The sequence below is a fragment of the Bacteroides sp. 3_1_13 genome, from assembly GCF_001185845.1.
GTDB classification, from domain to species: Bacteria; Bacteroidota; Bacteroidia; order Bacteroidales; family Bacteroidaceae; genus Bacteroides; species Bacteroides xylanisolvens.
In genome coordinates this window covers 78,093-103,926 of sequence record NZ_KQ236956.1, presented here as the reverse complement: position 1 = coordinate 103,926, position 25,834 = coordinate 78,093, and the positions used below count along the sequence as shown (strand labels likewise).

General features: G+C 41.6%; 31 protein-coding genes and 1 tRNA gene. 12 read left to right on the top strand and 20 right to left on the bottom strand.

The genetic code is table 11. From position 1 onward, the window contains the following. The first annotated feature begins 34 nt into the window (after window positions 1-34). On the top strand, window positions 35-1,141 hold the full coding sequence (ald, locus tag HMPREF9009_RS12805) for an alanine dehydrogenase (protein WP_008644620.1): 1,107 nt from the start codon (window positions 35-37) through the stop codon (window positions 1,139-1,141). Between the two features lie 288 nt (window positions 1,142-1,429). Here ald and HMPREF9009_RS12800 read toward each other — a convergent pair whose 3' ends face one another. The 7 genes from HMPREF9009_RS12800 to HMPREF9009_RS12770 form a co-directional block, all read right to left on the bottom strand. Beyond that, window positions 1,430-2,374, bottom strand: a complete 945-nt coding sequence (locus tag HMPREF9009_RS12800) for an NAD(P)H-dependent flavin oxidoreductase (RefSeq protein WP_049702425.1) — start codon at window positions 2,372-2,374, stop codon at window positions 1,430-1,432. Window positions 2,375-2,542: 168 nt separating this feature from the next. Further along, entirely contained in the window at window positions 2,543-3,268 is a 726-nt protein-coding gene (locus tag HMPREF9009_RS12795; RefSeq protein ID WP_004314511.1) for a DUF4858 domain-containing protein, read from the bottom strand. Between the two features lie 211 nt (window positions 3,269-3,479). Next, the gene (locus tag HMPREF9009_RS12790; protein WP_008644616.1) at window positions 3,480-4,004 is read right to left on the bottom strand and encodes a DUF4943 family protein; all 525 of its coding nucleotides are present in this window, start codon (window positions 4,002-4,004) and stop codon (window positions 3,480-3,482) included. A gap of 11 nt (window positions 4,005-4,015) precedes the next feature. Then, complete coding sequence (locus tag HMPREF9009_RS12785) at window positions 4,016-5,065, bottom strand: porin family protein (RefSeq protein ID WP_008644614.1); 1,050 nt, start codon at window positions 5,063-5,065, stop codon at window positions 4,016-4,018. Then, on the bottom strand, window positions 5,049-5,600 hold the full coding sequence (locus tag HMPREF9009_RS12780; RefSeq protein ID WP_004300758.1) for an RNA polymerase sigma factor: 552 nt from the start codon (window positions 5,598-5,600) through the stop codon (window positions 5,049-5,051). The genes HMPREF9009_RS12785 and HMPREF9009_RS12780 overlap by 17 nt, the downstream gene beginning before the upstream one ends. 225 nt (window positions 5,601-5,825) lie before the next feature. Beyond that, window positions 5,826-6,674: a carboxylating nicotinate-nucleotide diphosphorylase gene (gene nadC / locus HMPREF9009_RS12775; RefSeq protein WP_004314515.1), complete on the bottom strand. Its 849-nt coding sequence runs from the start codon at window positions 6,672-6,674 to the stop codon at window positions 5,826-5,828. Further along, complete coding sequence (locus HMPREF9009_RS12770; protein ID WP_008025787.1) at window positions 6,667-7,059, bottom strand: DUF4783 domain-containing protein; 393 nt, start codon at window positions 7,057-7,059, stop codon at window positions 6,667-6,669. The genes nadC and HMPREF9009_RS12770 overlap by 8 nt, the downstream gene beginning before the upstream one ends. A gap of 127 nt (window positions 7,060-7,186) precedes the next feature. Here HMPREF9009_RS12770 and rlmH point away from each other — a divergent pair, with 127 nt between their 5' ends. Further along, a complete protein-coding gene (rlmH, locus tag HMPREF9009_RS12765; RefSeq protein ID WP_004314516.1) occupies window positions 7,187-7,660 on the top strand; it encodes a 23S rRNA (pseudouridine(1915)-N(3))-methyltransferase RlmH in 474 nt (157 codons plus the stop codon). 19 nt (window positions 7,661-7,679) lie between these two features. Here the strand turns inward: rlmH and HMPREF9009_RS12760 are convergent, their stop codons facing one another. The 6 genes from HMPREF9009_RS12760 to HMPREF9009_RS12735 all read right to left on the bottom strand — a co-directional run bounded on the left by HMPREF9009_RS12760 (window position 7,680) and on the right by HMPREF9009_RS12735 (window position 11,680). Continuing rightward, window positions 7,680-8,279 carry a nucleotidyl transferase AbiEii/AbiGii toxin family protein gene (locus tag HMPREF9009_RS12760; protein ID WP_008644609.1) on the bottom strand — a complete coding sequence of 200 codons (600 nt, stop codon included), beginning with the start codon at window positions 8,277-8,279 and terminating at the stop codon, window positions 7,680-7,682. After that, window positions 8,234-8,533, bottom strand: coding sequence for a DUF6922 domain-containing protein (locus HMPREF9009_RS12755; protein WP_004311349.1), 300 nt, complete (start codon window positions 8,531-8,533; stop codon window positions 8,234-8,236). The genes HMPREF9009_RS12760 and HMPREF9009_RS12755 overlap by 46 nt, the downstream gene beginning before the upstream one ends. Window positions 8,534-8,610: 77 nt before the next feature. Beyond that, on the bottom strand, window positions 8,611-9,252 hold the full coding sequence (locus HMPREF9009_RS12750) for an HD domain-containing protein (RefSeq protein ID WP_004311350.1): 642 nt from the start codon (window positions 9,250-9,252) through the stop codon (window positions 8,611-8,613). Between the two features lie 37 nt (window positions 9,253-9,289). Continuing rightward, the gene (gene queF, locus HMPREF9009_RS12745) at window positions 9,290-9,745 is read right to left on the bottom strand and encodes a preQ(1) synthase (protein ID WP_008644607.1); all 456 of its coding nucleotides are present in this window, start codon (window positions 9,743-9,745) and stop codon (window positions 9,290-9,292) included. A 586-nt stretch (window positions 9,746-10,331) separates the two neighbouring features. Then, on the bottom strand, window positions 10,332-10,991 hold the full coding sequence (gene queC / locus HMPREF9009_RS12740) for a 7-cyano-7-deazaguanine synthase QueC (protein ID WP_015532987.1): 660 nt from the start codon (window positions 10,989-10,991) through the stop codon (window positions 10,332-10,334). An 8-nt stretch (window positions 10,992-10,999) separates the two neighbouring features. Then, on the bottom strand, window positions 11,000-11,680 hold the full coding sequence (locus tag HMPREF9009_RS12735; protein ID WP_008644604.1) for a queuosine precursor transporter: 681 nt from the start codon (window positions 11,678-11,680) through the stop codon (window positions 11,000-11,002). A gap of 232 nt (window positions 11,681-11,912) precedes the next feature. Here HMPREF9009_RS12735 and HMPREF9009_RS12730 point away from each other — a divergent pair, with 232 nt between their 5' ends. Beyond that, the gene (locus HMPREF9009_RS12730; protein WP_008644602.1) at window positions 11,913-12,917 is read left to right on the top strand and encodes a virulence RhuM family protein; all 1,005 of its coding nucleotides are present in this window, start codon (window positions 11,913-11,915) and stop codon (window positions 12,915-12,917) included. A gap of 229 nt (window positions 12,918-13,146) precedes the next feature. Here the strand turns inward: HMPREF9009_RS12730 and HMPREF9009_RS12725 are convergent, their stop codons facing one another. Beyond that, on the bottom strand, window positions 13,147-13,653 hold the full coding sequence (locus HMPREF9009_RS12725) for an RNA polymerase sigma factor (RefSeq protein WP_004314521.1): 507 nt from the start codon (window positions 13,651-13,653) through the stop codon (window positions 13,147-13,149). Window positions 13,654-13,816: 163 nt separating this feature from the next. Here HMPREF9009_RS12725 and HMPREF9009_RS12720 point away from each other — a divergent pair, with 163 nt between their 5' ends. Further along, the gene (locus tag HMPREF9009_RS12720) at window positions 13,817-15,106 is read left to right on the top strand and encodes a DcaP family trimeric outer membrane transporter (protein WP_008644596.1); all 1,290 of its coding nucleotides are present in this window, start codon (window positions 13,817-13,819) and stop codon (window positions 15,104-15,106) included. Between the two features lie 117 nt (window positions 15,107-15,223). Here HMPREF9009_RS12720 and HMPREF9009_RS12715 read toward each other — a convergent pair whose 3' ends face one another. Beyond that, window positions 15,224-16,633: an OmpP1/FadL family transporter gene (locus tag HMPREF9009_RS12715; protein WP_008774706.1), complete on the bottom strand. Its 1,410-nt coding sequence runs from the start codon at window positions 16,631-16,633 to the stop codon at window positions 15,224-15,226. Between the two features lie 210 nt (window positions 16,634-16,843). Here HMPREF9009_RS12715 and HMPREF9009_RS12710 point away from each other — a divergent pair, with 210 nt between their 5' ends. The 6 genes from HMPREF9009_RS12710 to HMPREF9009_RS12685 all read left to right on the top strand — a co-directional run bounded on the left by HMPREF9009_RS12710 (window position 16,844) and on the right by HMPREF9009_RS12685 (window position 21,653). Beyond that, the gene (locus HMPREF9009_RS12710; protein WP_008025799.1) at window positions 16,844-17,845 is read left to right on the top strand and encodes a 2-hydroxyacid dehydrogenase; all 1,002 of its coding nucleotides are present in this window, start codon (window positions 16,844-16,846) and stop codon (window positions 17,843-17,845) included. Between the two features lie 63 nt (window positions 17,846-17,908). Next, entirely contained in the window at window positions 17,909-18,613 is a 705-nt protein-coding gene (locus HMPREF9009_RS12705; RefSeq protein ID WP_004311359.1) for a pirin family protein, read from the top strand. A gap of 43 nt (window positions 18,614-18,656) precedes the next feature. After that, window positions 18,657-19,304 carry a pyridoxamine 5'-phosphate oxidase gene (gene pdxH / locus HMPREF9009_RS12700; protein ID WP_049702424.1) on the top strand — a complete coding sequence of 216 codons (648 nt, stop codon included), beginning with the start codon at window positions 18,657-18,659 and terminating at the stop codon, window positions 19,302-19,304. A gap of 66 nt (window positions 19,305-19,370) precedes the next feature. Continuing rightward, complete coding sequence (locus HMPREF9009_RS12695) at window positions 19,371-20,102, top strand: MBL fold metallo-hydrolase (protein ID WP_004311361.1); 732 nt, start codon at window positions 19,371-19,373, stop codon at window positions 20,100-20,102. A 13-nt stretch (window positions 20,103-20,115) separates the two neighbouring features. Next, window positions 20,116-21,261, top strand: a complete 1,146-nt coding sequence (locus tag HMPREF9009_RS12690; RefSeq protein WP_004311362.1) for a DUF4468 domain-containing protein — start codon at window positions 20,116-20,118, stop codon at window positions 21,259-21,261. A gap of 14 nt (window positions 21,262-21,275) precedes the next feature. Continuing rightward, complete coding sequence (locus HMPREF9009_RS12685; protein WP_004304308.1) at window positions 21,276-21,653, top strand: VOC family protein; 378 nt, start codon at window positions 21,276-21,278, stop codon at window positions 21,651-21,653. Window positions 21,654-21,967: 314 nt separating this feature from the next. Here HMPREF9009_RS12685 and HMPREF9009_RS12680 read toward each other — a convergent pair whose 3' ends face one another. Further along, the gene (locus tag HMPREF9009_RS12680; RefSeq protein ID WP_008774710.1) at window positions 21,968-22,435 is read right to left on the bottom strand and encodes a hypothetical protein; all 468 of its coding nucleotides are present in this window, start codon (window positions 22,433-22,435) and stop codon (window positions 21,968-21,970) included. 4 nt (window positions 22,436-22,439) lie between these two features. Further along, entirely contained in the window at window positions 22,440-22,625 is a 186-nt protein-coding gene (locus HMPREF9009_RS12675) for a hypothetical protein (RefSeq protein ID WP_004300779.1), read from the bottom strand. A 95-nt stretch (window positions 22,626-22,720) separates the two neighbouring features. On the opposite strand from HMPREF9009_RS12675, the gene HMPREF9009_RS12670 reads away from it, so the two are divergent. Next, window positions 22,721-23,452, top strand: a complete 732-nt coding sequence (locus HMPREF9009_RS12670; protein WP_008025809.1) for a class I SAM-dependent methyltransferase — start codon at window positions 22,721-22,723, stop codon at window positions 23,450-23,452. Window positions 23,453-23,597: 145 nt separating this feature from the next. On the opposite strand, the gene HMPREF9009_RS12665 is transcribed toward HMPREF9009_RS12670, so the two are convergent. After that, complete coding sequence (locus tag HMPREF9009_RS12665; protein ID WP_008018304.1) at window positions 23,598-24,200, bottom strand: TlpA family protein disulfide reductase; 603 nt, start codon at window positions 24,198-24,200, stop codon at window positions 23,598-23,600. Between the two features lie 94 nt (window positions 24,201-24,294). Here HMPREF9009_RS12665 and HMPREF9009_RS12660 point away from each other — a divergent pair. Continuing rightward, a tRNA-Thr gene (locus tag HMPREF9009_RS12660) sits at window positions 24,295-24,368 on the top strand. 101 nt (window positions 24,369-24,469) lie between these two features. Here the strand turns inward: HMPREF9009_RS12660 and HMPREF9009_RS12655 are convergent. Together HMPREF9009_RS12655 and HMPREF9009_RS12650 are read right to left on the bottom strand one after the other, a co-directional pair. After that, window positions 24,470-25,462: an ISAon1 family transposase gene (locus HMPREF9009_RS12655; protein WP_182425236.1), complete on the bottom strand. Its 993-nt coding sequence runs from the start codon at window positions 25,460-25,462 to the stop codon at window positions 24,470-24,472. Beyond that, the gene (locus HMPREF9009_RS12650; protein ID WP_049701282.1) at window positions 25,428-25,808 is read right to left on the bottom strand and encodes an ISAon1 family transposase N-terminal region protein; all 381 of its coding nucleotides are present in this window, start codon (window positions 25,806-25,808) and stop codon (window positions 25,428-25,430) included. Before HMPREF9009_RS12650 ends, HMPREF9009_RS12655 begins: the two co-directional genes overlap by 35 nt. Between the last annotated feature and the right edge of the window lie 26 nt (window positions 25,809-25,834).

Sequence of the window (25,834 nt, the reverse complement as noted above, 5' to 3'; positions counted from 1 at the left end):
TTTCGAACATGTTAAATCTTTAATACGCAACATTATGATTATCGGAGTACCAAAGGAAATCAAAAACAATGAGAACCGTGTAGGCATGACACCTTCAGGAGTGGCTGAAGTGGTAAAACAAGGGCATCGGGTATTTATCCAACATACAGCGGGAATAAATAGCGGTTTTCCGGATGAAGCATATCAAGCTGTCGGCGCACATATCCTGCCAACAATAGAAGATATTTACGCCACTGCCGAGATGATCGTAAAGGTGAAAGAGCCGATAATCACTGAATATAACTTAATAAGAAAAGGACAGTTACTATTCACTTATTTCCATTTTGCTTCCGACAGGGAGTTAACCCTTGCCATGCTCTCCAACAAATCAATATGCCTGGCTTACGAAACTGTAGAAGAAGCAGACCACACATTACCTTTATTAATTCCGATGAGCGAAGTTGCCGGACGTATGTCTATTCAGGAAGGTGCCCGTTTCCTGGAAAAGCCGCAAGGTGGAAAAGGTATTCTTTTGGGAGGTGTACCAGGTGTTAAACCGGCTAAAGTATTAATTTTAGGTGGCGGAATCGTAGGTAGCAATGCTGCACAAATGGCTGCGGGAATGGGGGCAGACGTCACTATCACAGATATAAATCTGGCACGTTTGCGCTATTTGAGTGAAACACTTCCTAAGAATGTAAAGACATTGTATGCATCCGAACTTAGAATCAGAAAAGAATTGCCGGATGTTGATTTAGTTATCGGTTCCGTATTGATTCCCGGCGATAAAGCACCGCATCTGATTACTAAAGAGATGCTTTCGATGATGCAACCCGGCACAGTATTAGTAGATGTAGCAATTGACCAGGGAGGATGCTTCGAGACTTCTCACCCAACCACCCACAGTGCACCGACCTATATTGTAGACGGAATCGTTCATTATGCAGTAGCTAATATTCCGGGAGCCGTACCTTATACTTCCACTCTTGCACTGACTAATGCTACCCTCCCCTACGTGATCGCTTTAGCAAATAAGGGATGGAAAAAAGCCTGCAAAGATAATCCGGCATTGGCTCTTGGACTGAATATTGTAGAAGGAAAAATCGTTTATAAAGCTGTAGCCGATGTATTTGGTTTGAAATACGAACCTGTCAGCCTATAATAAATGGGAATTTATCGGTTAAATGGGAATTTAGCGGTTAAATGAGATTTTAGCGGTTAGGCTGAAAGCCTTACAATTATATATTTATTGGGGTGCCCTGAAAGGGCTTAATTATATAGCGTAGGGCAACGTCCTACGAAAAAAACACACCAGCCACAAGCCCTGAAAGGGCGGAACTGTATACAATTATGCCCTTTCAGGGCGCAAATTCAGATTGTCGTTTTTACGTAGGGCGTTGCCCTACGCTATATAATTAAGCCCTTTCAGGGCACTCCGCAAAATGATCATTTATCGTTCAAACAAATATTTTTTCTCCACAGCTTGCCGATAAGATTCAACCAATTCATTCATCACCTCTGCTACCGACTGTCGACGGGATATTATTGCCGAGACCTGGCCTATTTCCAGTTCACCTTCTTCCAAGTCACCTTCGAAGATACCTTTCTTAGCACGTCCGCGTCCGAGCAAAGTTCTTAATTCCTCGGAAGTTGCACCACTATCTTCAGCCTTCTCCACCGCTTCACGAAAAGCATTTTTTACCAATCGTGTCGGAGCCAGCTTTTTCAACAACAACTTAGTGTCCCCTTCACCGAGACTCAAGCAATAATCTTTAAATACCGGACTCGCTGAACTTTCTTCAGTCAGCGCAAAACGTGTTCCTATTTGCACACCTTCCGCCCCCAACACCATAGCAGCCAGTATTCCTTCTCCTGTGCCAATACCTCCCGCGGCTACCAAAGGCAATGTGGTAGCCTCACGCACAGCAGGAATCAAACAGAAAGTCGTTGTTTCCTCCCGTCCATTATGCCCTCCGGCTTCGAAACCTTCAGCTACTACTGCATCCACCCCGGCTTCTTCACATTTCATAGCAAAACGAGCAGATGAAACGACATGAACAACTGTTATTCCACGCTCCTTCAACCATCCGGTCCACGTTTTCGGATTTCCGGCAGAGGTAAAAACAATCTTCACTCCCTCTTCCACTACAATATTCATAATCTCTTCTATTTGGGGATACATCAAAGGGATATTCACTCCAAAGGGAAATTTTGTGGCCGCATTACATTTACGGATATGTTCACGTAAAGTGTCCGGATGCATAGAACCGGCGCCGATCAATCCCAATCCGCCGGCATTGCTCACGGCAGAAGCAAGACGCCAACCGCTACACCACACCATACCACCTTGAATAATAGGATATTGAATACCCAGAAGGGAAGTAATTCTATTCATAATTAATAATTTATCTATGTTTTAATATGCCAAAAGACCAATGATAACGACAGAGTTATATAACAATGCGCCAACATAACAATACACAAATATACTAATTATTCAATTACAAACACTCTCAAGTTAGTACATTACACATTGTTACATCAACACATTATTATAACGTCTTCAGCGTGCAATCTGTTCGATCGGTTTATTTATCAACACAGTTGTAGAATCTCCATAAGTTCTCAAAACCTCCAATGTACGGGCGCGGTTATCTCGGCCTTTCTTATTCCAGAACTCTTTGGTAAAGACAGCCATCAGGTCAAGTCCACCGACCGTTCCTCCATTGATATACACTCCGCTCCCACCAAACAAGGGAATAGGTGCGTCCATCACTACCGTGTTCACCATCATTCCATTGGCACGTTCACTCAACTGCCGGAAACGTACTCCACTCGCCTGTATCTCATCCAAAGATTTACGCACCCCTTTCGCCATCGGATTACGTGCCCAGTTCGAGTAGGATCTTTGATGGCGTATCTCATAGAAAGGATCTCCCCGCCAAGTGTTTTTATCAATCTTTATCTTCTTCTGATAGATAGGGTCCCAGTTATAACGGGTATTCGCTTTATATGGCATCAAACTCAACACCACTTTCGGTTTAGGCAATGCTTCAGGAAGCGATTCATCAGGCATCATCCAGCTTTTCTCCTCCGACATTCGGGGAGTACCAACCGCAGTTCCGAAATCAATCGACTTTACAGCATCCATATTCAAATGCAACTCCTGGTCACTCTCCAGCAATTTCTTCAAATGCAAAGAGTCTTGCGCCGTCCATACTTGCGAATATGCAAATAAAGCCGTCAGGCACAGTACCATCGTTGCAATAAACCGTTTCAATCTATCCATCCTCTATCCTCTTTCATTACCTGTTATTTTGGAGCACTTCATATACACTAATGCACATACGTTTCTCCCTTACGTTACCACCTATATTCTCCTACGAGAAGCGGTCTTTTGAGCGTAATAATCCCCTGTCAGCAGCATAAGACTACTGATACAAACAAACGTTCCCACATGAATGTTTCCTATTTTTTACTTTCCGAAAGCTCCTCCTTTGTTACCACCAACGATAACCCGATCCACAAAGCGGCTCATCGTAGCACGGATCGATCGTCCATCTTGTTTTCGGATATTGGCGCTCTTCCCACCAACTACGATAACAAGCGGCTGCATCGAGCACCTCCTCATCAGTCAGAAAATAGATTGCTTCATAATTTTCGGCATTCGCCAATACCATTTTGCAACCTAATGACGGAGGTGTGCCCTGGCGGATAGACTCAATCACCCAAAGCATACACTCGCCCAACCGAATCTTACCGTTGTTCATATTATAAACCGACGGAAAAGAAGGAATAATGGTCAGATCTTCTGCATATTTTAAAAGTTCGGGGATGTCCTCTTCCGTAAAATGAGGGACCTCCACCACCCCTTTATCATTTTTCATCTTGTACGTACCCGACTTCAATTGTTTCACAAAAAGGGCAACATCCGGATTGTTATAATCCATTTCTTCGCTGGTGCATCCTGTAAAAGATACGATCAGGCAAACAGCCATCCACAGCATTAGTAGTGTTTTTTTCATTTTCATAAGGATTAATACGTCATGCGAAGTCCGCAAAGTAAATTAAAATTAGTCGGCCGTTTCGTTCGTACCGTAGCCAGTTTCGAATCTGTTTTGAAATGATGCGAAACTCCGGGTTCGGCAAAAACAGCAAGTCGGTCATTAATCTTATAATTGATTCCAATGCCGGCAGTCACTGCCAGTTGGATAGGTTCTTCTTTAAAACTGTTGTCCGGCGCGCCGGCGATACATTTATCGGCTATTCCTCCTACGGTGGCGTAAAGGTCTATTTTCTTCGTATCCACCAGGGTTACATTTACTTTAACGGGAATACCCAGATAGTGCAAATGCTGTCCCGCCGAACGAAGGTTTGAATAAAGTAATCCGGTTTCTATTCCGAGAGATTCGTTTAGTTTACGCTCTACCGTTACCCCTGCGGAAACCGGCATTTTATAAGTGCCATTATCAGCCGGAAGCGCCGTGCCTACCTGAACTTTCATCGCCCAGCGATGCTTTTTCACCGCTTCGGGTTGAGCCACATTCACATTCGATTGTTCTTCCGGAGCAACAGATGATTCCGTATCACCGTTTGTTGCCTGCCAAAAGCCGTTATTCCCTTGATTACCATATCGGTTGCCATTTCCCGTAGAAGTAGTGGCGGAAAAAGAAAACGACATGGAGAAAGTGATAGAAAGCGAATCTTCTTCCTCCGTGTATTGTGACAGCATACCGTAAGACTTTGGAGCCGGTTTCGGCAACACCGGTTCTACCGGCAACGGTAACTGATTGACGCGTATTCCATCTCCATCCATCTGTCCTCCATTTGTCACGGCTATCTTTGTAAATGCTTCTTCCATTTCTTCTTTGGGAGAGAAATACAAGAAAGTAGCCGACGAGGCCGCCAAAACGAGCAATACAGATGCCGCAGCCGCCACACGGAAGAGCAGAATCCGACGGCGATGCTGGCAAGCCACAGGTATTTCCTGCGAGAGCTCTTCCCAAAAGCCATCCCGTACACTCATCCCTGCATCAGCGAGACGCGTGCGAAACAGATCGGTTATTTCATCATTTTCTTTCTTCATGATTCCTATACTCTTTGATTCTTTTTGCTAACAAATACTTGGCCCGGTGCAACTGCGAAGTAGACGAATGTTCCTTAATGTGAAGCATCTTGGCTATCTCCTTGTGCGATTTCTCTTCAAACACATAAAGGTTGAAAACGGTTCGGCAACCATCCGGCAATTCAGCAATAAAAGCCATCAATTGCTCTTCGGAGATTCCAGCCCCTCCTCCCGAGTCCGATATATCCGGTATATCGGGAAGCTGCTCTTCATGCACTACCAACTGGCTGACTCGTTTCTCCCGCCGCAGGAAATCGAGTGATTGAGTGACCATCACCCGGGTGATCCATGTACAGAGCGAAGACTCGCCCCGGAACGAGAAGTTGGTAAAAATCTTGATGAAACCGTCATGCAGTACATCGTGCGCCGCATCCATATCGCCCGTATAGCGGAAACATACCGCCAGCATCTGTTTGGAATAGAGGGTGTAAAGTTCCTTTCGGGCTGAATCCTTTCCTGCCCGACAGCCCTTTATCAGTTCTATCTCGTTTTCCAAAGTCAATTACTTTTTTTTAAAATCGAACGTATGTCTGCGTCGTTTTACTCATTAGACGCAAGAGTTTGAGGAATGCTGCAAGGAATATTGCTAAAAGAAGTTAAAGAATAGAAGAGAGTTCACCACAGAGGACGCAGAGTACACAAAGGAACAATGATAGGAAATTCTTCCTATAAAGTAAGTTTAAAACCTCTGTGTACTCTGCGTCCTCTGTGGTGAAAAAAATCAGCACGCTTTGAAACTCATATCCAGTCCTTTCACTGAATGAGTCAAAGCCCCTACCGAGATGAAGTCTACGCCACATTCGGCATAGTCACGGAGGGTATCAAAGGTAATGCCGCCCGAAGATTCGGTTTCGTATTTGCCTGCTACCATCTCCACTGCTTTCTTAGTCATCTCGGGAGTGAAGTTATCAAACATGATACGATCCACTCCGCCGAGGTCAAGAACTTGTTGCAGTTCGTCGAAGCTGCGGACTTCTATTTCTATTTTCAGGTCTTTGCCTTTTTCTTTGCAATATTCTTTAGCGCGAGTGATAGCTTTGTCGATACCTCCGGCAAAGTCTACATGGTTGTCTTTCAGAAGAATCATGTCGAACAAACCAATACGATGGTTTACTCCACCACCGATTTTCACTGCCATTTTTTCGAGGATGCGCATACCGGGAGTTGTCTTACGGGTGTCGAGCACACGGGTATTTGTTCCTTCCAATACCTTTGCGTATTTGCGGGTCATGGTTGCGATGCCGCTCATACGCTGCATCACGTTCAACATCAGGCGTTCGGTCTGAAGCAAAGATTGCACTTTTCCTTCCACTACCATTGCTACGTCGCCCGGTTTCACTTCTGTTCCGTCGTTGATAAACACTTCCACTTTCATAGTGGGGTCGAAACGATTGAAGATTTCTTTGGCAACTTCGATACCTGCCAATACACCGGCTTCTTTGATAAGCAATTTTGATTTTCCCATTGCCGTAGCGGGAATACATGAAAGGGTGGTATGATCACCATCACCTATATCTTCTGCAAAAGCAAGATCGATCAACTTGTCGATCAGTTCTTTTTCCTTATTCATTGATCTTGTCAATTCTTATTTGATGTATTAAATATTGATTCTGCACTTTCTTCAGGAAACAGTTCACACGAAAGTTCCCATTAGTAGTAGCCAACGTGCCGATAACGAAACTTGATTCGTCCCGTTTTCCCTGATGGTTCACATTAAATCCGCTGACTTTATTCTTCGTAAAGAATTCCTGCATCATAGCTGTTGCTTTCTGTTTGTCAACGTTTGTCGAGCGACCTTGGAGCACCAGGTTTACCTTGTCCCCCATATACTTACTTAGCTCTTGCGAGCTTCCTCTTTTAAATGCCGTAATCACTCCTGCCGGTATCTCTTGCGCCATTAGCAACGAGAGGGAAAGAAGCAATGCGGTCATTCCTACGAGCACTCGTTTTTTCATAATTACAAGCTTTTAAGTTGAAGTTTAAAGGCTTAAACTTTCAACTAATGATAGGCAAAGGTAAGCATTAATTGCAGAATAACATAAAAAATGCCTATTTTTGTGCAATAATCAGAATTGTAGACGTATGAAAACAACCCTGCTCGTCGTAGGACGAACCGTAGAACAGCACTATATCACTGCCATCAACGACTATATCCAGCGCACCAAACGCTATATCACTTTTGATATGGAAGTGATTCCCGAACTGAAAAACACCAAGAGTCTTTCAATGGAAGTACAGAAAGAAAAGGAAGGAGAACTGATACTGAAAGCTCTTCAACCGGGTGACGTCGTGGTGCTGCTCGATGAACACGGAAAAGAAATGCGCTCTCTTGAGTTTGCCGAATATATGAAACGGAAAATGAATACGGTGAATAAACGGCTCGTTTTTATTATCGGAGGCCCTTATGGCTTTTCAGAAAAAGTGTATCAGGCAGCACACGAAAAGATTTCAATGTCGAAGATGACTTTTTCTCATCAAATGATTCGGTTAATATTCGTGGAGCAGATTTATCGGGCAATGACGATATTGAATGGAGGGCCGTATCATCATGAATAGTAACTTATCTCATATACTATTATAAACGAGACAAAATAGACTTTTTAATTTCGTCCCAAGATACATCCACAAGCATATAAGGCATTGGTTCCTCCTCCGCATCTTCAAAATAAGCTAAACTTTTCATAGCCATAAAAGAAGATGAGTCAGGATATTTCCGAGAATAGAAATCCAATAGATTTTTCAATGAATACTTTTTCAACAAAAAGTAAATATCTACAAAATCTTTTTTAGTACCTCTCCCTTCAATAGCAGTAATTTTCATTGCCGCAATATCTCTAGGACTTGCCAAACGTATCCCATCTTTATATACGACATCATCAAGCCAAGGATAAGTATAGTTCACGATATCTATTTTAACCTCATTCAATACGTAAATGTGTATATTCTTAGAATCATTTAAGATAGTCAGTGTCCCAAGTGTCCGTAAAGCTTCCTTCAAATCTTGAGAATCTACATTAATCTGACCAAAAAAATCCAAATCGACCGACTTTCGATGTCCTAATTGCAAAGCTAATGCAGTACCACCGACTAGACGAGTATTACAAAGTACAGGCAACTGTTGCAACTTTTTTAAAAGTTCCAGTGTTGTGGATTCGACCGTTGATAAGTGTAACATCTAAATTGTTCTTTAGGAGTTTGTGAAATGGCAGAAAGATAAGCTAAAGCCCGAGGCTCCAATTCACGAAACCCTTTAGCTATTTCGACGATCCTCCCAAGTCCATAATATTGTTTTACAATATTCCAATCTTGCAACATACCATATTCAAGCACTCTCTTTATTATATATTGTGAATGCTTCTCCATATCCAAATCATCTTTATTGACATCCCAAAAAAGATATGTTGAAAATCGAGTAATATATTCTTCCATTGTCTATCGTATTGCAATCCTTAATATGACAAAGATAAAAATAAAAAATGAATCGAACGCAAGCTAATAGCTATATTTCACAAAACTGTATTATTCTCTTCTTCATAGATTTTATTAAAAACTCTACAAAGTTTTTTTTCATCCGCAATTAGTTGACGAAGTTCTGCCAACCGTCCGGCATTATCCGATTGGGGTATCCATAACGTCAGATACCCTCCTTCTGCATATTTTTCAGTTAGATGTTTCCGAAAACGGGCATATTGCTCTTCTTTATCCATCTCCGGATAATGAGACAGCCCATATTGTACGGTACGGCGTAAAGTAACTTCGGGATCAATAATTCGGTCAGCCTCGGCAACAATCATTCCATAGATTGTTCTGGGAGCCTGTTTACTAGAAGCCCGATGATCTTCTATCGCCTCTTTCATCTGCAACAGCTGTTCATCCGTAAACCAACACCGCAAAGTTTCGTCGGCTAACAATACTTTGCCGGAGGTTATATGATGAAATTCACGTCCTTCATACAACCCCAGGTCATGATAAGCAGCAATGATGTAAACCATCGAATAATCGACTTCATAATGCATCGCTAATTTCAGACTTTCCTCAATCACCTTTTCTACATGATCGATTTGATGCGCTTTATCAAAGTTAGCGTATTGAGGAATAATACTTTGCCGAACATAGTTTTGCAATTCAGCAGGCACATGATGAGTCATATTCGATCTTTTTAGCTAGTAAATTCTTTAATTTATATTATTCCCGATTCATCAAACGATGTTCTGCCATCTGTTCGAACTTTGTTCCCGGACGACCATAATTGGCGTATGGATAGATAGAAATACCGCCACGAGGAGTAAAGATACCTGTTACTTCAATATATTTGGGATTCATTAGTTTTATAAGATCCTTCATAATGATATTTACGCAGTCCTCATGAAAAGCACCATGACTGCGGAAACTGAAAAGGTATAGTTTCAAACTTTTGCTTTCTACCATTTTTATATCAGGAATATAGCTGATACGTATTTCAGCAAAATCCGGTTGCCCCGTGATAGGACACAGACTTGTAAATTCCGGGCAGTTAAAACGTACCCAATAATCATTTTCAGGATGCTTATTATCAAAAGCTTCCAATACTTCAGGAGCATAATCTTGCTTATACTCGGTCTTTCTTCCTAATAAAGAAAGTTGGTCTTTTAATTCTGTCATTGTACTCGTTAACTACAACCCCTATTCTAGATAAAAAAACACATTTCCTCTTTCACCTATCACCGACCAATCTTAAACACTCTATTCATCGATGTTTCAGTGGTGAAAGATTCGTTTTACAACCTATCACCGCATCTATCACCTATCACCTATCACCATCAACTCTTAACCCACGGTTGCTTTATCCGCAGCTTACTTGTTACAGTTTGTTTCATTACCTGAAACAAAGAGTTTCCCGTAGAGAAACAAAGTGTTTCACACCGAGGAACCAAGTGTTTCACGCCTTGGAACTAATAGTTTCAAGTAACAGAAACTTTAGTTTCCCACCGTTGAAACTCTAGTTTCCTACCGTTGGAACTTTAGTTTCAAGCTGCTGAAACTAAACTAAGCCAATACATCCAGGCAGAAGCTACTATCTTCTATTAATTGAAACTTACCGGCGACAATAGATGTGACGGCAAAATATCAAGTTTTGTTGCTGTCACCACTTGCTGTCACAAACTATTTATTTTATAATCAACTGTTTAACAACAACAATGTGACAGATGACAGCAAGAAAATGCATTTTAATCTCTATGTAGAGATATTATTGATTCTTACTTTTTAAATACTTCTCCAATCCTTCCCGGCGTAACGTACAAGCCGGGCAATGTCCGCAGCCATCTCCTTGAACACCATTATAACATGTCAAAGTCTCGGTGCGAATCAGTTCCAGTACTCCCAGTTTGTCGGCCAACGCCCATGTCTCTGCTTTATCAATCCACATCAAAGGAGTATGAATTACAAACTGTTCATCCATAGCCAAATTGAGAGTCACATTGAGAGACTTGATAAACGCATCCCTACAATCGGGATAACCGCTGAAATCCGTTTGGGAAACTCCCGTTACCAAATGATTAATACCACGTTCACGGGCATACACAGCCGCAATACTCAAAAAGAACAGGTTGCGTCCCGGAACAAATGTATTGGGAACACTATCTGCCGGCTTTTCCTGATCCATCACCATGGTGGTATCGGTCAATGAATTATGGCCTAACTGTCCGATGAAAGAAACATCCATCACATCAAATTCCACTTCCGCTTTCCGGGCTATCTCCCGCGCAAGTTCCACTTCTTTCTGATGCTTCTGACCATACAGAAAACTCAAGGCATATACTTTCTTAAAATTGCGTTTTGCCCAAAACAGGCAAGTGGTAGAATCCTGCCCACCACTAAACACAACCAATGCTGCTTCTCTATTCATATTCTATATTAAATATCTTTGACTTTCAATACATTATAAGAGATATTGGTGTCGTAAACATCGCTACCGTCTATTTTCTTGATTGCTTTCACCACACGGATCGTCACCGGGAGGATCATCACCTCATACAAGGATTTCAATACAATCTGAATCCCCATCATGATAAGCAGTTCTTTCCAAGCAATGACACCTCCAAAAGCTACCGGGAAGAAAATCAATGAATCGGCAGTCTCACCCACCACAGTCGACCAAATGGCACGGGCTGAAAAGTTACGTCCCTGACTGGCTACTTTCATTTTACTCATCACATACGCATTGAGAAACGAGCCTACCAAAAAGGCCATCAGACTGGCAGCCACAATACGTGGAGCCATACCGAACACAAAATCAAAGTGCTCTTCACCTTCCCAAAAAGGAGCAGCAGGAATGGCAACAGCTATCAACCCAAGAGCGACCACAAAGAAGTTCATAGCAAAACCACTCCAAATGATAAGGCGCGCTTTCTTGAACCCCCAAACCTCGGCGATACAGTCATTTATAATATAAGAAATAGGAAAAACCAATAATCCGGCTGTTACGGTCAAACTACCGATCTGGATTACTTTCGTTTCAAGAAGATTGGCTGCAATAAGGCAAACGTTAAAAAGGATACCCAGCAGCATAAAGGGTACAGATACTTTTTCTTTCATAATTCCTGTTTTTTACGTGGTGTTCTAGAATACACGACCGCTATTCACGGCATCAAATGTCTTTTTATTCTTTTGCGCTGCAAAGGTATAGGAAAAACTATGAAAAAGCAAAAGAAATCCGATGATTGACATACATTTCATTGAAAAGACATAACTTTGCCAAATACAGAGCTTAATGTTTGTATCAAAGATTAAACTTATAAACTATATTTAAAGAAACGATATCTAAATCATGGCAAAAGAAAATAAAAGCAATATCATCATCTACCAAAGTGAAGACGGGCAGACACACATAGAAGTGCAGATGGACGAAGATACCGTATGGCTATCCCAACAGCAAATGGCCGACCTTTACCAAACGTCTCGAACAAATGTGGTAGAACATATTAAGCACATTTATGAAGATGGTGAACTTGTTGAAGAATCAACCTGTCGGAAAATCCGACAGGTTCGACAAGAAGGAGCGCGCATGGTTGAAAGAGAAATTCCTCACTACAATCTTGATATGATAATATCTTTAGGCTACCGAATAAATTCAATTCAAGCCACACACTTCCGTCAATGGGCAACGGCACGCCTTAAAGAATATATCATCAAAGGCTTCACCATAGACGATGAACGATTGAAGCAGCTGGGAGGAGGCTATTATTGGAAAGAGTTACTCGACCGCATCCGTGACATCCGATCGTCTGAAAAGGTGATGTATAGACAAGTGCTTGATATCTATGCTACTGCCGTAGATTACGATCCCCACGCCAAACAATCTATTGAATTCTTCAAGATTGTTCAGAATAAGCTACACTTTGCAGCCCACGGACATACAGCTGCAGAAGTTATTTATGAACGAGCCGATGCCGACCAACACATGATGGGACTAACTTCCTTTAAAGGCGACCATCCGACATTGCGCGATGCAAAGATAGCCAAGAACTACTTGAGCGCAGAAGAACTCAAAGTGCTGAACAACCTTGTCTCCGGATATTTTGATTTTGCCGAAGTACAAGCTATCAAGCACCGTCCAATGTACATGAACGATTACATCAAACATCTGGATGCCATACTGTCTTCTACGGGAGAAGTTCTATTGATGGATGCCGGTATGATAAGTCATGAACAAGCTATGGATAAAGCTGAAACAGAATATCGCAAGTGGGAAGTACGCACGCTTTCACCCGTAGAACAAGCCTACCTCAACAGTATCAAAACACTGAATCATAAAACTAAAAAGAAAGGATGACTAAAAAAAAATGAAAACTCTCTATGAACAATCCTTTTCAGACGACTACAGTGAAAAAAAAAGCTATAGACGCAGCCCATACCGCACAAGCAACTGTCCAAAAGGCTAAACACAGAGTACAGGAAATACTGGATTGACAATAAAAAAGAGCCTTCCCATCAGCGTCGTATTCTGACAGGAAAGCTCATCACTTTGACCTTAAAACACATCACTCAATTAAAAAGGCGCATCAGGAGGAGAAATCTTTCAATTCCTCTTTCAACCGTTTACGGATGAAAAACAAACGGCTCTTCACCGTTCCCATCGGCAATCCTAATTTCTCGGCAATTTCTCTATATTTAAATCCAGCTACAAACATCTGAAAAGGCACTTTCATCTCTTCCGGTATGGAATGTATCACCCTATACAACTGTTTCATATCGTATGTAAATTCGAATCTGTCAGCATCCTCATCTTCTATCAGATGTTGTTGATTGATGGAGTAACTATCATCAATCAAGTTCATTTCGCGAACTGTACGACGATAGTTATTCACGAAAATATTACGCATAAGCGTATACATCCATCCTTTCAGATTTTTGCTATACGTAAACTTCTCCTGATTATCCAATGCCTGCAACAAACAATCCTGAACCAAATCATTGGCAGATTCGCGATCTGCCGTCAATTTATATGCGAAGCGATGCAAATCCGGTTGTATCGCTAATATTCCTTTCGTAAAATCTACTTTTTCCATCGTCGTATTTCTTTTATCTAATTAGTACGGTACAAAGATCCGCTTTTTTAGAATCATTATAAATAGCAATTCTTCCGATTAGTTTGGCAATTTTTCCTTTGCCCCTCTCAACCATTTCTTTTTTTAGTTGTTGATTGGGCATTCACCTAAAACTTAACTCATAATGAAAACAAGCTTTAAAATGGTAGCTATGCTACTGGGGATAGGAATTTTCCCCCTCTGTGCCCATGCGCAAAAGAAGGTAATCATCGAAGATGAAGAGCCCAACTCGATCATGTTTGTCTCAAAGAACAAAGCAGGAGATGAAATCATCCGAATCATGAACGACCGTTCACAGATGCGTTTTCACGACCCCAATGCTCCCCGTTTCCTGCTCACTGACCAGAAAGGGAAATTCGCCCTCGGCATCGGAGGATACGTTCGTGCAACGGCAGAGTATGATTTTAACGGTATCGTTAATGATGTAGATTTCTATCCGGCATTGATACCACAACGCGGAAGCGGCAATTTTGCAAAGAACCAATTCCAGATGGACATCACCACTTCCACCCTGTTCCTCAAATTGGTAGGACGTACCAAACATTTGGGAGACTTCGTAGTTTACACTGCCGGAAACTTCCGTGGCGATGGAAAGACCTTTGAATTACAAAACGCTTACGCACAATTCCTCGGTTTCACCATCGGGTACAGCTATGGTTCGTTCATGGACCTCTCCGCACTGCCTCCAACTATCGACTTTGCAGGGCCTAACGGATCAGCCTTTTACCGCACTACGCAATTAAGCTATATGTGTGATAAGTTGAAAAACTGGAAGTTTGGTGTTTCTATGGAAATGCCTTCGGTAGACGGAACAACCAACAATGATTTGTCTATCAACACCCAACGGATGCCTGACTTTGCCACTTCCGTACAGTATAACTGGAACAGCAACAGCCATATTAAATTAGGAGCCATTATCCGCAGCATGACTTATTCGAGCAATGTGCATGAGAAAGCCTATTCTGCTACTGGCTTCGGTCTGCAAGCCTCTACAACCTTCAATATTACCAAGAAATTGCAGGCATACGGACAATTTAATTATGGAAAAGGTATCGGTTCCTACCTGAATGATTTAAGCAACCTGAACGTAGACATCGTCCCCGATCCCGACAAGGAAGGAAAAATGCAAGTTCTTCCGATGCTGGGATGGTATGCAGGATTGCAATACAATCTTTGCCCGAGCATCTTTATATCCGGAACATACAGTCTGTCCAGACTTTATTCTGAAAATGGATATCCTAGTGAGAATCCCGAATCCTATCGTAAAGGACAATATCTGGTAGCCAATGCTTTCTGGAATGTAAGCAGCAATCTGCAAGTCGGCGTTGAATATTTGAGAGGATGGCGCACTGATTTCAGTTCCGCAACCCGCCATGCCAACCGGTTGAATATGCTGGTGCAGTATTCTTTCTAAATCAGCATATACATAAAAGATTATTTCATTGTATAAAATTGAAGAGGGAGACAGCCATTGAAACGCTATCTCCCTCTCATCATTATTAACTTCGTATTTTATTGAGTTCTAATTTATTTAGAATCTGTAGTCAATGCTAAGACCAAATACTTTGTTGGTACGGCTATATACATTGGTACCAGGCAATCCTGTACCACTATAATTCTTTGAAGTTTTAGTATAATCTTCATAGGTAGTCCACATATAACCAACATTCAAAGCTGCTCTTTCACTCAACTTCACTTTCGCTCCAACACCCAATGTATAAGAGTCACAAGAGAAACTGGTATCACTTTGGAAGTCGTCAGATAATCCGTAGTCTGTAATCTGTCCGCCACAGCTCAATGTCAGTTGCTTGGTTACATCCCATTCAATACCCATTAAATATTCATTTGCTCCCTTTGTCAGATATTTCTGTTTGTCACCAGCCATTCCCGCTTTCTTATCATCATAGAAGTGATACTCTACAGATGCACGCAACACTGGAAGGAATTCATAAGCCACTGCTACCGAAAGCATAGAAGGAATATCATTCGGAGTATTCACACCGTCTTTATAGCTACCAACCAGACTCTCTGCCGAATCTGGATATTTCAAATTATTAGTTTTGTTTTCAATATTCAAGTTCGTCTTGAATTCATATTTCGCACCAATATTGAATTTACCAAACTTGGCATCCACACCGAGAACAGGAGTCAATCCCCAACCCGTCTGATCACAATCCAATTCCAGATTCATCAATTCGCCACCACCATAAGCTTCTTTCAGATGAGCATTTAGAAAACCTTTATAACCACCTGTAAAATAGTTCATACGTCCACCGGCGAATGCAGAAAGCCAATCGTTAATTTTATAAGTTAGTCCTAACTGTAAAGAATAGATGTATTGCTTACCATCCATTGCACTATTGATGTCATACATATTGGGAGTCACAAGAGGACTTTGTACACCAGGAGTAAGGTGTCCCGGAATACTACCCTGAAAAATCCCCGCCATAGCAGCCGCGTCGAACATAGGCAGACCGTCATCAAACGAAGCCTTTCCACCTCCGCCAGTTATAGCGAAGAAACCGGAAATCGTCCAATCTCCTTTCTTATAGGCTGCGAACACACTAGGAATGACCGGTGCAGCAGCTTTTCCCTTATAATATTTATTAAATGGGTTATCAGATTTTGTTGGTACCGGTTTCCCATCAACCATAACCGGGCTCCCATTATTCATAGCAATTCCATTATAAGTATAGAAGCTAGCATCAATATTTCTCGTCTGAAAGGCACTCTGAACACTCAATCCCATATGGAAACCATCATTCGGCAAAAAAGCCAAACCGGCAGGATTGGACAAAGCCCCGTCTATTTCAAAGGTAGCACCACGAGATAGCATACGAAGAAAAGCAGCGTGTTGATTAGTATTTGTCAGAAGACCTCCGGCAAAAGTTGGAATTGAAACGATTAGCATTACAAATCCAATCAAGGAAATTTTTCTCATCTAAATCTTTTTTTAATTATTTCGGGCGCAAAGATACGATATTATTGCACACGAGAGATACGTTTGTGCATTTATTTTCGTTTAGCCCCTTATTTTAATTGAAAAAGTAAACTGTTTCTAATGAAACAATTCACATTTATAACCCCCAAAAGGATAAACAATTCACCCTATTTTAGCGTTTACTAGTAAGCAATAAAAACTGAAAATATTATGGCCTATACAATTGCATTTTTCGGCACAAAGCCTTATGACGAGTCCTCTTTCAATGACAAAAACAAAGAGTTTGGATTTGAAATACGCTACTACAAAGGACATCTGAATAAAAACAACGTACTACTGACACAAGGAGTGGATGCAGTCTGTATCTTTGTGAACGACGTTGCCGACGCAGAAGTAATCCGTGTGATGGCGGCAAACGGAGTGAAACTACTGGCATTACGCTGTGCCGGATTTAATAATGTAGATTTAAATGCTGCCGCCGCTGCCGGAATCACCGTAGTGCGGGTTCCCGCTTATTCTCCCTATGCTGTTGCAGAATACACGGTAGCACTTATGCTATCGCTAAACCGAAAAATACCCCGCGCCTCCTGGCGTACCAAAGACGGTAATTTCTCTCTGCACGGTCTGATGGGATTCGATATGCACGGGAAAACAGCAGGTATCATCGGCACAGGAAAAATAGCGAAAATACTGATTCACATCTTAAAAGGGTTCGGAATGAACGTACTAGCTTATGACCTCTATCCGGACTACAACTTCGCCCGTCAAGAACAAATAGTTTATACTTCACTGGACGAACTATACCACAATTCGGATATTATCTCCTTACACTGTCCGCTCACTGAAGAGACCAAATACCTGATAAACGACTACTCTATCAGCAAAATGAAAGACGGAGTAATGATTATCAATACCGGTCGCGGGCAACTGATTCATACCAATGCGCTGATTGAAGGGTTGAAAAACAAGAAAATAGGTTCCGCAGGACTAGACGTATACGAGGAAGAAAGCGAATACTTTTATGAAGATCAATCCGACCGCATCATCGACGATGATGTACTCGCCCGTTTGCTCTCGTTCAACAATGTAATCGTCACTTCTCATCAAGCTTTTTTCACACATGAAGCAATGGAGAATATTGCCGCAACCACCCTGCAAAACATAAAAGATTTTATCAATCACAAGCCTTTATTAAATGAAGTGAAGAAATAAAACTTTTAAGCCGCTTTCTTTGTTTACAAAACATATAAACAAATAAGAGAAAGGACAGTTTTTATGAAAAAAGTAATACATAAAGCAGATACAAGAGGACATTCCCAGTATGATTGGCTGGATAGTTATCACACTTTCAGTTTTGACGAGTACTTCGACTCCGACCGTATCAATTTTGGCGCTCTTCGTGTATTGAATGATGATAAGGTTGCGCCCGGACAAGGTTTTCAGACTCACCCGCATAAGAATATGGAAATCATTTCCATTCCTCTGAAAGGACATCTGCAACATGGAGACAGCAAGAAGAACAGCCGCATTATTACTGTCGGAGAAATTCAGACAATGAGTGCGGGAACAGGAATCTTCCATAGTGAAGTTAATGCAAGTCCGGTAGAACCGGTGGAATTCCTGCAAATTTGGATTATGCCGAGAGAACGGAATACCCGTCCCGTTTATCAGGATTTTAGCATTACAGAACTGGAACGTCCGAACGAACTGGCAGTCATCGTATCTCCCGACGGTAGCACACCTGCTTCCCTTTTGCAAGATACCTGGTTCTCCATCGGCAAAGTAGAAGCCGGAAAGAAATTAGGTTATCACATGCATCAAAGTCATGCAGGCGTCTATATCTTCCTCATTGAAGGAGAAATAGTAGTAGACGGTGAAGTTCTGAAACGTCGTGACGGCATGGGTGTTTACGATACGAACAGCGTTGAACTGGAGACATTGAAAGACTCACATATTCTATTAATAGAAGTACCTATGTGATATCATCATTAAAAATAATAAACTAAAGCTGCCAGATAATCTTATGGCGAAATTAAACATAGCAGATATCCGACAGGAATATACGAAAGGCGGGTTGCGGGAAAGTGAACTTCCCGGCGACCCGCTTTCGCTTTTCAGTCGTTGGCTGCAAGAAGCGATTGACGCAGAGGTGGACGAACCGACTGCGGTCATTGTAGGAACTGTATCCCCCGAAGGGAGACCATCCACACGTACAGTATTGTTAAAAGGACTCCATGATGGAAAATTTATCTTTTATACCAATTACGAAAGCCGCAAAGGCAAACAATTGGCACAAAACCCATCTATCTCCCTCTCTTTTGTCTGGCACGCTCTCGAAAGACAAATACATATAGAAGGAATAGCGACGAAAGTTTCACCGGAAGAATCGGATGAATACTTCCGGAAGCGTCCTTATAAAAGCCGGATTGGCGCACGAATTTCTCCGCAAAGTCAACCGATAGCAAGCAGAATGCAATTGATACGATCCTTCGTCAGAGAAGCCGCCCGATGGATTGGAAAAGAAGTGGAAAGACCTGATAATTGGGGCGGATATGCCGTCGCACCTACAAGGATTGAATTCTGGCAAGGACGCCCCAACCGACTACACGACCGCTTTCTATACACCCTACAACCGGACGGAGAATGGAAAATCAGTCGTCTTGCTCCTTGATTTCGTCGATTTTTCTTGGCAACTCCAACGAGAATACGTAATATTGCAACTATAAAATAGTCAGCTATGACACTGGATTATATTTATCACAGCGGTTTCGCCATCGAAATGGAAGGTGTAACCATTATCATCGATTACTACAAAGATTCTTCCGAAACGGAACACAACCGGGGAATCGTGCATGATTATCTCCTGCAAAGGCCGGGTAAACTGTACGTATTGGCCACCCATTTCCATCCCGATCACTTTAACCGTGAAATATTGACTTGGAAAGAGCAACGCCCCGACATTCAATATATCTTCTCCAAAGATATTCTGAAGTCCCATCGTGCCAAAGCCGAAGATGCTTTCTATATTAAAAAAGGAGAAACATACGAAGACGACACGATCCGCATCGACGCCTTCGGATCAACAGATGTCGGCAGTTCGTTCCTTCTTCACTTACAAGATTGGAGTATCTTCCATGCCGGCGACTTGAACAACTGGCACTGGAGTGAAGAATCGACCGAAGAAGAGATACGAAAAGCCAATGGTGATTTCCTTGCAGAAGTTAAATATTTAAAAGAAAAAGTGCCTAACATCGATCTAGTGCTATTCCCGGTGGATCGGAGAATGGGAAAAGATTACATGAAAGGGGCAAAACAGTTCATCGAACAAATAAAAACTACTATATTTGTGCCCATGCACTTCAGTGAAGATTATGAAGGAGGAAATGCGCTTCGTAGTTTTGCAGAAAATGCAGGATGCCGTTTTATCAGCATCACCCGTCGGGGCGAAAGTTTTGAGATTACCAAATAAACACATTATAATTATGAATAAATTTACGATTCTGTTTCTTACTATGTTTCTCGCATTGCCGATGGCAATGAAGGCAGATTCTGCAAAAGAGAAGAAAGATGACACCAGGTACCTTGCAGGAGCTGTTCCTGAAGTAGAAGGTAAAGTAGTATTTTCCAAAGAGTTCCAGATTCCCGGAATGAGTCAGGCACAAATCTACGACACAATGACAAAGTGGATGGATGAACGTCTGAAAGAGAATAAAAACACCGACAGCCGCATTGTTTTCTCCGACGAAGTAAAAGGAACAATTGCCGGTATTGGAGAAGAATGGATTGTTTTCCATTCCAGTGCCCTGTCATTAGACCGTACATTAGTTAACTATCAGATTACCGTTACCTGCAAACCCGGAAACTGCCTGGTAGAGCTTGAAAAAATCCGTTTTACTTATCGTGAAACAGAAAAATATAAAGCCGAAGAATGGATTACTGATAAATATGCGCTCAATAAAGCTAAGACTAAATTAGTACGTGGCTTGGCCAAATGGCGTAGAAAAACTGTAGACTTCGCCGATGATATATTCATGGATGTAGCGGTAGCTTTCGGAGCACCTGACACCCGTCCGAAAACAGAGAAAAAGAAGAAAGAAGAAGAGCAAAAAACTCCATCAATCGTTGCAGCCGCAGGTCCGATTGTCATTGGTGGCGCAGATAAAAAGACTGATATAAAAGTGACAACTGGCGAACCTGCTCAAACCACTGTTCCTGCTGCAACTCTCACTCCTGCTACTCCTGCAGGCAAGGCTTCCGCTGATATGCCGGGTTATATAGAAATTGATTTGAAACAAATCCCGGGTGAAGTATATGCTTTGATGGGAAGCGGAAAATTAGTAATCAGCATCGGAAAAGATGAGTTCAACATGACCAATATGACTGCAAATGCTGGTGGCGCACTTGGTTATCAATCAGGAAAAGCAGTTGCCTATTGCACACTTTCACCCGATCAAGCTTACGATGCAATAGAAAAGGCAGATAGCTATACATTAAAATTGTACGCTCCAAACCAAACAACACCTTCGGCTGTTATCGAATGTAAGAAAATGCCTTCACAGACAACTCCGCAAGCCGGACAACCGCGCACGTATGTTGGAGAAATCGTGAAGCTCTTAATGAAAAAATAAAGAAAATCGCAACAATGGAAATAAAAAGTAAATTTGACCATTTTAATATCAACGTCACTAATCTGGAGCGGAGTATCGCTTTTTATGAAAAAGCACTCGGCTTAAAAGAACATCATCGGAAGGAAGCATCCGACGGCTCGTTCACGTTAGTCTACCTGACTGATAACGAAACAGGTTTCTTGCTGGAATTGACGTGGTTGAAAGATCATACTGCTCCATACGAACTGGGGGAAAACGAAAGCCATCTCTGCTTTCGTGTAGCCGGCGATTACGATGCAATCAGAGCTTATCACAAAGAAATGAATTGTGTATGTTTTGAGAACACGGCCATGGGGCTTTATTTCATCAATGACCCGGACGATTACTGGATTGAGATTCTTCCGCAGAAGTAAGAGAGGTCGTCCCAAAAGTCCCTAAAAAGAAAAATCACCCTTACTACAATTTGGAGTGGCCCTAAAAAGCTAAACAGATTAAAAAGGGACATTCAATAAATAAAAAAGATAAGGCAACTAATTCACTGCGAGTTAGTTGCCTTTTTTTGTATTTCTAAGCAGAGATATTCAATAAATGTCTCTAAAAATTAACAAGATTGATAAAGAGTCCGGTTTTGCATCGGGCTCTTCCCTTTTAACCTTGATTTGACTCTACTATCATTGTACTACTCTATAATATTCCTCTAAGGCTTTTCGGACAGCCTATGCTGCTTCTAAAAAACAAAGCATAATCCTAAAATTGCCGCCAGTATAAAAAAACAACCAGGAACAAATTGGTTAACAAGCAGCCTCATTAGTTGCATTCTGGGCAACACAAACATATCATTCGCCTTACCTTTATCATACAATATGGTAACCTTATCATCTATATGATACTGTTTTGGATAAAGATAAATGTTATTTTCCTCTCCACTCTTTAGATTAGAAGGAAGAAATTGGCAACACTTTTCGTCTTCTCCCTCCAATTTATATTTTATTTTTGGTATACATACATCAGTAATATTCATACCATCAGACTTTACCTGTGTCTCTATATCCACTACCTTTCCATGTGTTTTCCTGTCATACGATTTTATTATCCTGCAATGAAGCATCCACAAGAGTCCCATTTTCAGAATTAAAAAAGCACCCCGCAACATAAGTATAACAGATACTACACAAATTATTATATTTATAACCATACTTTTATTTCTTATGACGGCTAGCTCTCTTCTTCCGGATATCTGCTTTCATCTTCGCTGCACCCGAACCATGCTGTCCACGAATATACGTCGCTTTTTTCGCTTTCGTCTTCACTTTTTCCTCTTCTTTGGGCTTATCTTTCTTACCTTTAAAGACGATTCCACCCATGATTGCTTCTTCTATACTCATATAATCATTTATTAGTATTCAACATTTCCGACGGCAAAGATAACCCTTTTCTGCGGATTTATTTATCTTTGCAGAGTTAACAATCGTAACCACCAATGGCAACAACAACTCTTTCTGCAGAAAAGGACCCGATGGGAGCCGCTATTTCTGATTATTTCAACCATCACAGAGCTGATCGTTTGCGGGTATTCTCTTCCCAATTCGAAGAAGATGAAATTCCCGTCAAAGAATTGTTCCGTAGTATACAGTCTATGCCTATATTAGAGCGTACCGCCCTACAAATGGCTACAGGACGAATATTGGATGTAGGTGCCGGAAGCGGATGCCATGCACTGGCACTTCAGGAAATGGGAAAAGAAGTGTGTGCCATTGATATTTCTCCGTTATCCGTCGAAGTGATGCAACAACGCGGAGTGAACGATCCGCGCCTCATCAACCTTTTTGACGAAACATTTACCGAAACATTCGACACGATCCTGATGCTTATGAATGGTTCCGGAATTATCGGAAGACTGAATAATATGCCCGGATTCTTCCAACGAATGAAACGTATTCTCCGTCCCGGCGGATGCATACTCATGGATTCCAGCGATTTGCGCTATCTTTTTGAAGAAGAAGACGGCAGCATAGTCATCGATCTGGCCGGAGATTATTATGGAGAGATTGACTTCCAAATGCAATATAAAGATGTAAAAGGAGACACATTCGACTGGTTATATCTAGATTTCCAGACTCTTAGTTTATACGCTTCCGAATGTGGTTTTAAGGCAGAACTAGTGAAAGAAGGAAAACATTACGATTACCTAGTCAAACTTAGTATTGCTTGAAAAGCTCATTATTATATAGTGACGGTATGCGTTCCGGATAGCGTCACTATATAACCTAAATAGTGACGCCATCACATCAGGATAGCGTCACTATTTTTATATGCTCATAAATGCTCCGTCAGATACGCCTAATGAAGGCTTTCTTTCATTTCAGCATCTCATTAATCTTCTGTACAAGAGAAGCAAACTCTTCTTCATTATACAAACGAGTCAGTTTTACAATTCTTCCTTCCTTATCAACTAACACATTTCTTGTTATTCCGGATTCACGCAATGCATATTTCGCAAAAATATCAGCTCCCGGATCCAGTCCTAACGGATAAGTCACTCCGGTAGATTTAGCAAAAGCCAATACTTTATCAAGTGGTTCGTCACGGTCAATGCCAATTAAAGCAAAGTCTGCATTATTTTTATGCTTTAACCAAATATCCTTCTCAATAAATGGCATTTCTTTACGACAAACTCCGCACCAACTTGCAGTAAACTGCAACATGACAACCTTACCACGAAGGGAAGATAGACTCACTTGTTTACCATCTGTCAGGGTAATCGTAAAGTCCGGAGCCATCTCTCCTACCCGAACAATATATCCTGTACTATCTGCCTGAACAGATATAGCATCTGCAGCTACTTCTACACTATCTGTTGCAACTTCTACATTTGCCGTCCCCTTTTTCTGTCCGGAACAAGCCCATATACCTATGGCTAAAATCGCCATACCACATACATTCATAATTTTCATTTTCATCTAATCATTGGTAACTTTGCAAATATAAAAAAAGTATGCGATGTATTTGCATTTTTAAAAGAAATTCATACCTTTGCACCCGCAAAAGAAAAACGCCTCTTTAGCTCAGTTGGCCAGAGCACGTGATTTGTAATCTCGGGGTCGTTGGTTCGAATCCGACAAGAGGCTCTCCTATAAAAATGTTGTTTATCCGATCAGGTAAAACAGCATTTTTTTTATTTATACTCTTTCATTTTTTTGTTTACGAAATATTACGGCTCACCCGATAATCATTGGGGGTATGCATAAATCTTAGCCAGTCTAAAGAGGAAGAATTTCTCATCCACTACTCCTCTTAATGCGGTTCTGAATTGTTTGATTTTCGCATTAAAGGATTCAGCCGCCGCATTAGAGGATCTTTTATTATAAAAGTTAAGAATATCATCATAATGTTCATAGAAGGTTGCTGCAATTACATTGAAAGCATGAAAGCCTGCCTCTTCCACTTTATTATACCATTTAGCCATACTCAATCTTGCCGCATCTTTGATTGTATTTTTGGCAAGAATCATTCTGAGTGAATGACATAATCCATACGCCTGTCCCAATTCCGGATATTCCTTAAAAAGAATTTTGGCTCTTTGTTTTTGTGCTGGGGTCCATTTTTCGGAGGATTTAAACAGCAGATAGCGGCTTCTTGCCAACAGTTCTTTCTTTGAATCTCCATTTTCATATCTCATAGGCACATATGATTCCCCTTTCTGCTTTGCTTCTTCCATCTCATCATTGGCTTCCTGGATTGCGTCCCAGCGGAGTTTGATACGCATTTCCTGCACTGCATCGCAAGCTAATTTCTGGATGTGGAACCGGTCTATTACACGAGATGCCTTGCGGAAACAGGAGCGGACTATTTTACGCATTGAGTCCGATAAATCAAGTGTCACTTCTTCTACACTGTCCAACAGGTGTTCGGGAATATGGCGTAAAGCCGCTATGACCGTCTCTGACTTCGTCCCTGCAACAATGGCGACAAGGCACATCTCACGACCATGCCTGTCCCTGTTGGTTACTATTGTATAAAGGTCGCCATTCGACAGGGAAGTCTCGTCAATAGCCAGATTAGGTCCAATGTTCTCAGGAAAGACAAGCCACTCTTCCGCATGGCTCAACTCTTCCCAATTACGATAACCGCTTAGCACATCCTTGTATTGCTTCTCAAAGGTAGATGCGTCAATATGATAGAAATCATCAAGCGTACGGCAGGTCACCGGGGATGTGTCCATACGTTTCTTTTAAAAAAGCCGCAAACTCCTTGGAGTAGCGGGTGCCTTCGGCGGCTATTTTAAGAGGTAGAATAAAACTCTTGCCGGTACGAATATCAACCCATTTACGGCGTCGGAGCAAAAGGATTACTTTGTGGTCGCGGATGGGGAAATCGGTGATGGAAACCGCAGGAATAAAACCTTTGGATTCAAAGTGAACATCATTACGTAAAGTATCGTACATCTTTTCATCAAGATGAATGTTAATCTCGGTATCGGTACTTTCTACCTTAGTTATATCAAACGAGGAAAGGACTTCGCTTGGTAGTACTATTTGAGCTAAAGATATTAATGCTGCTTCTGTCATATTACAAAAGTAATCACTTTAAAGAA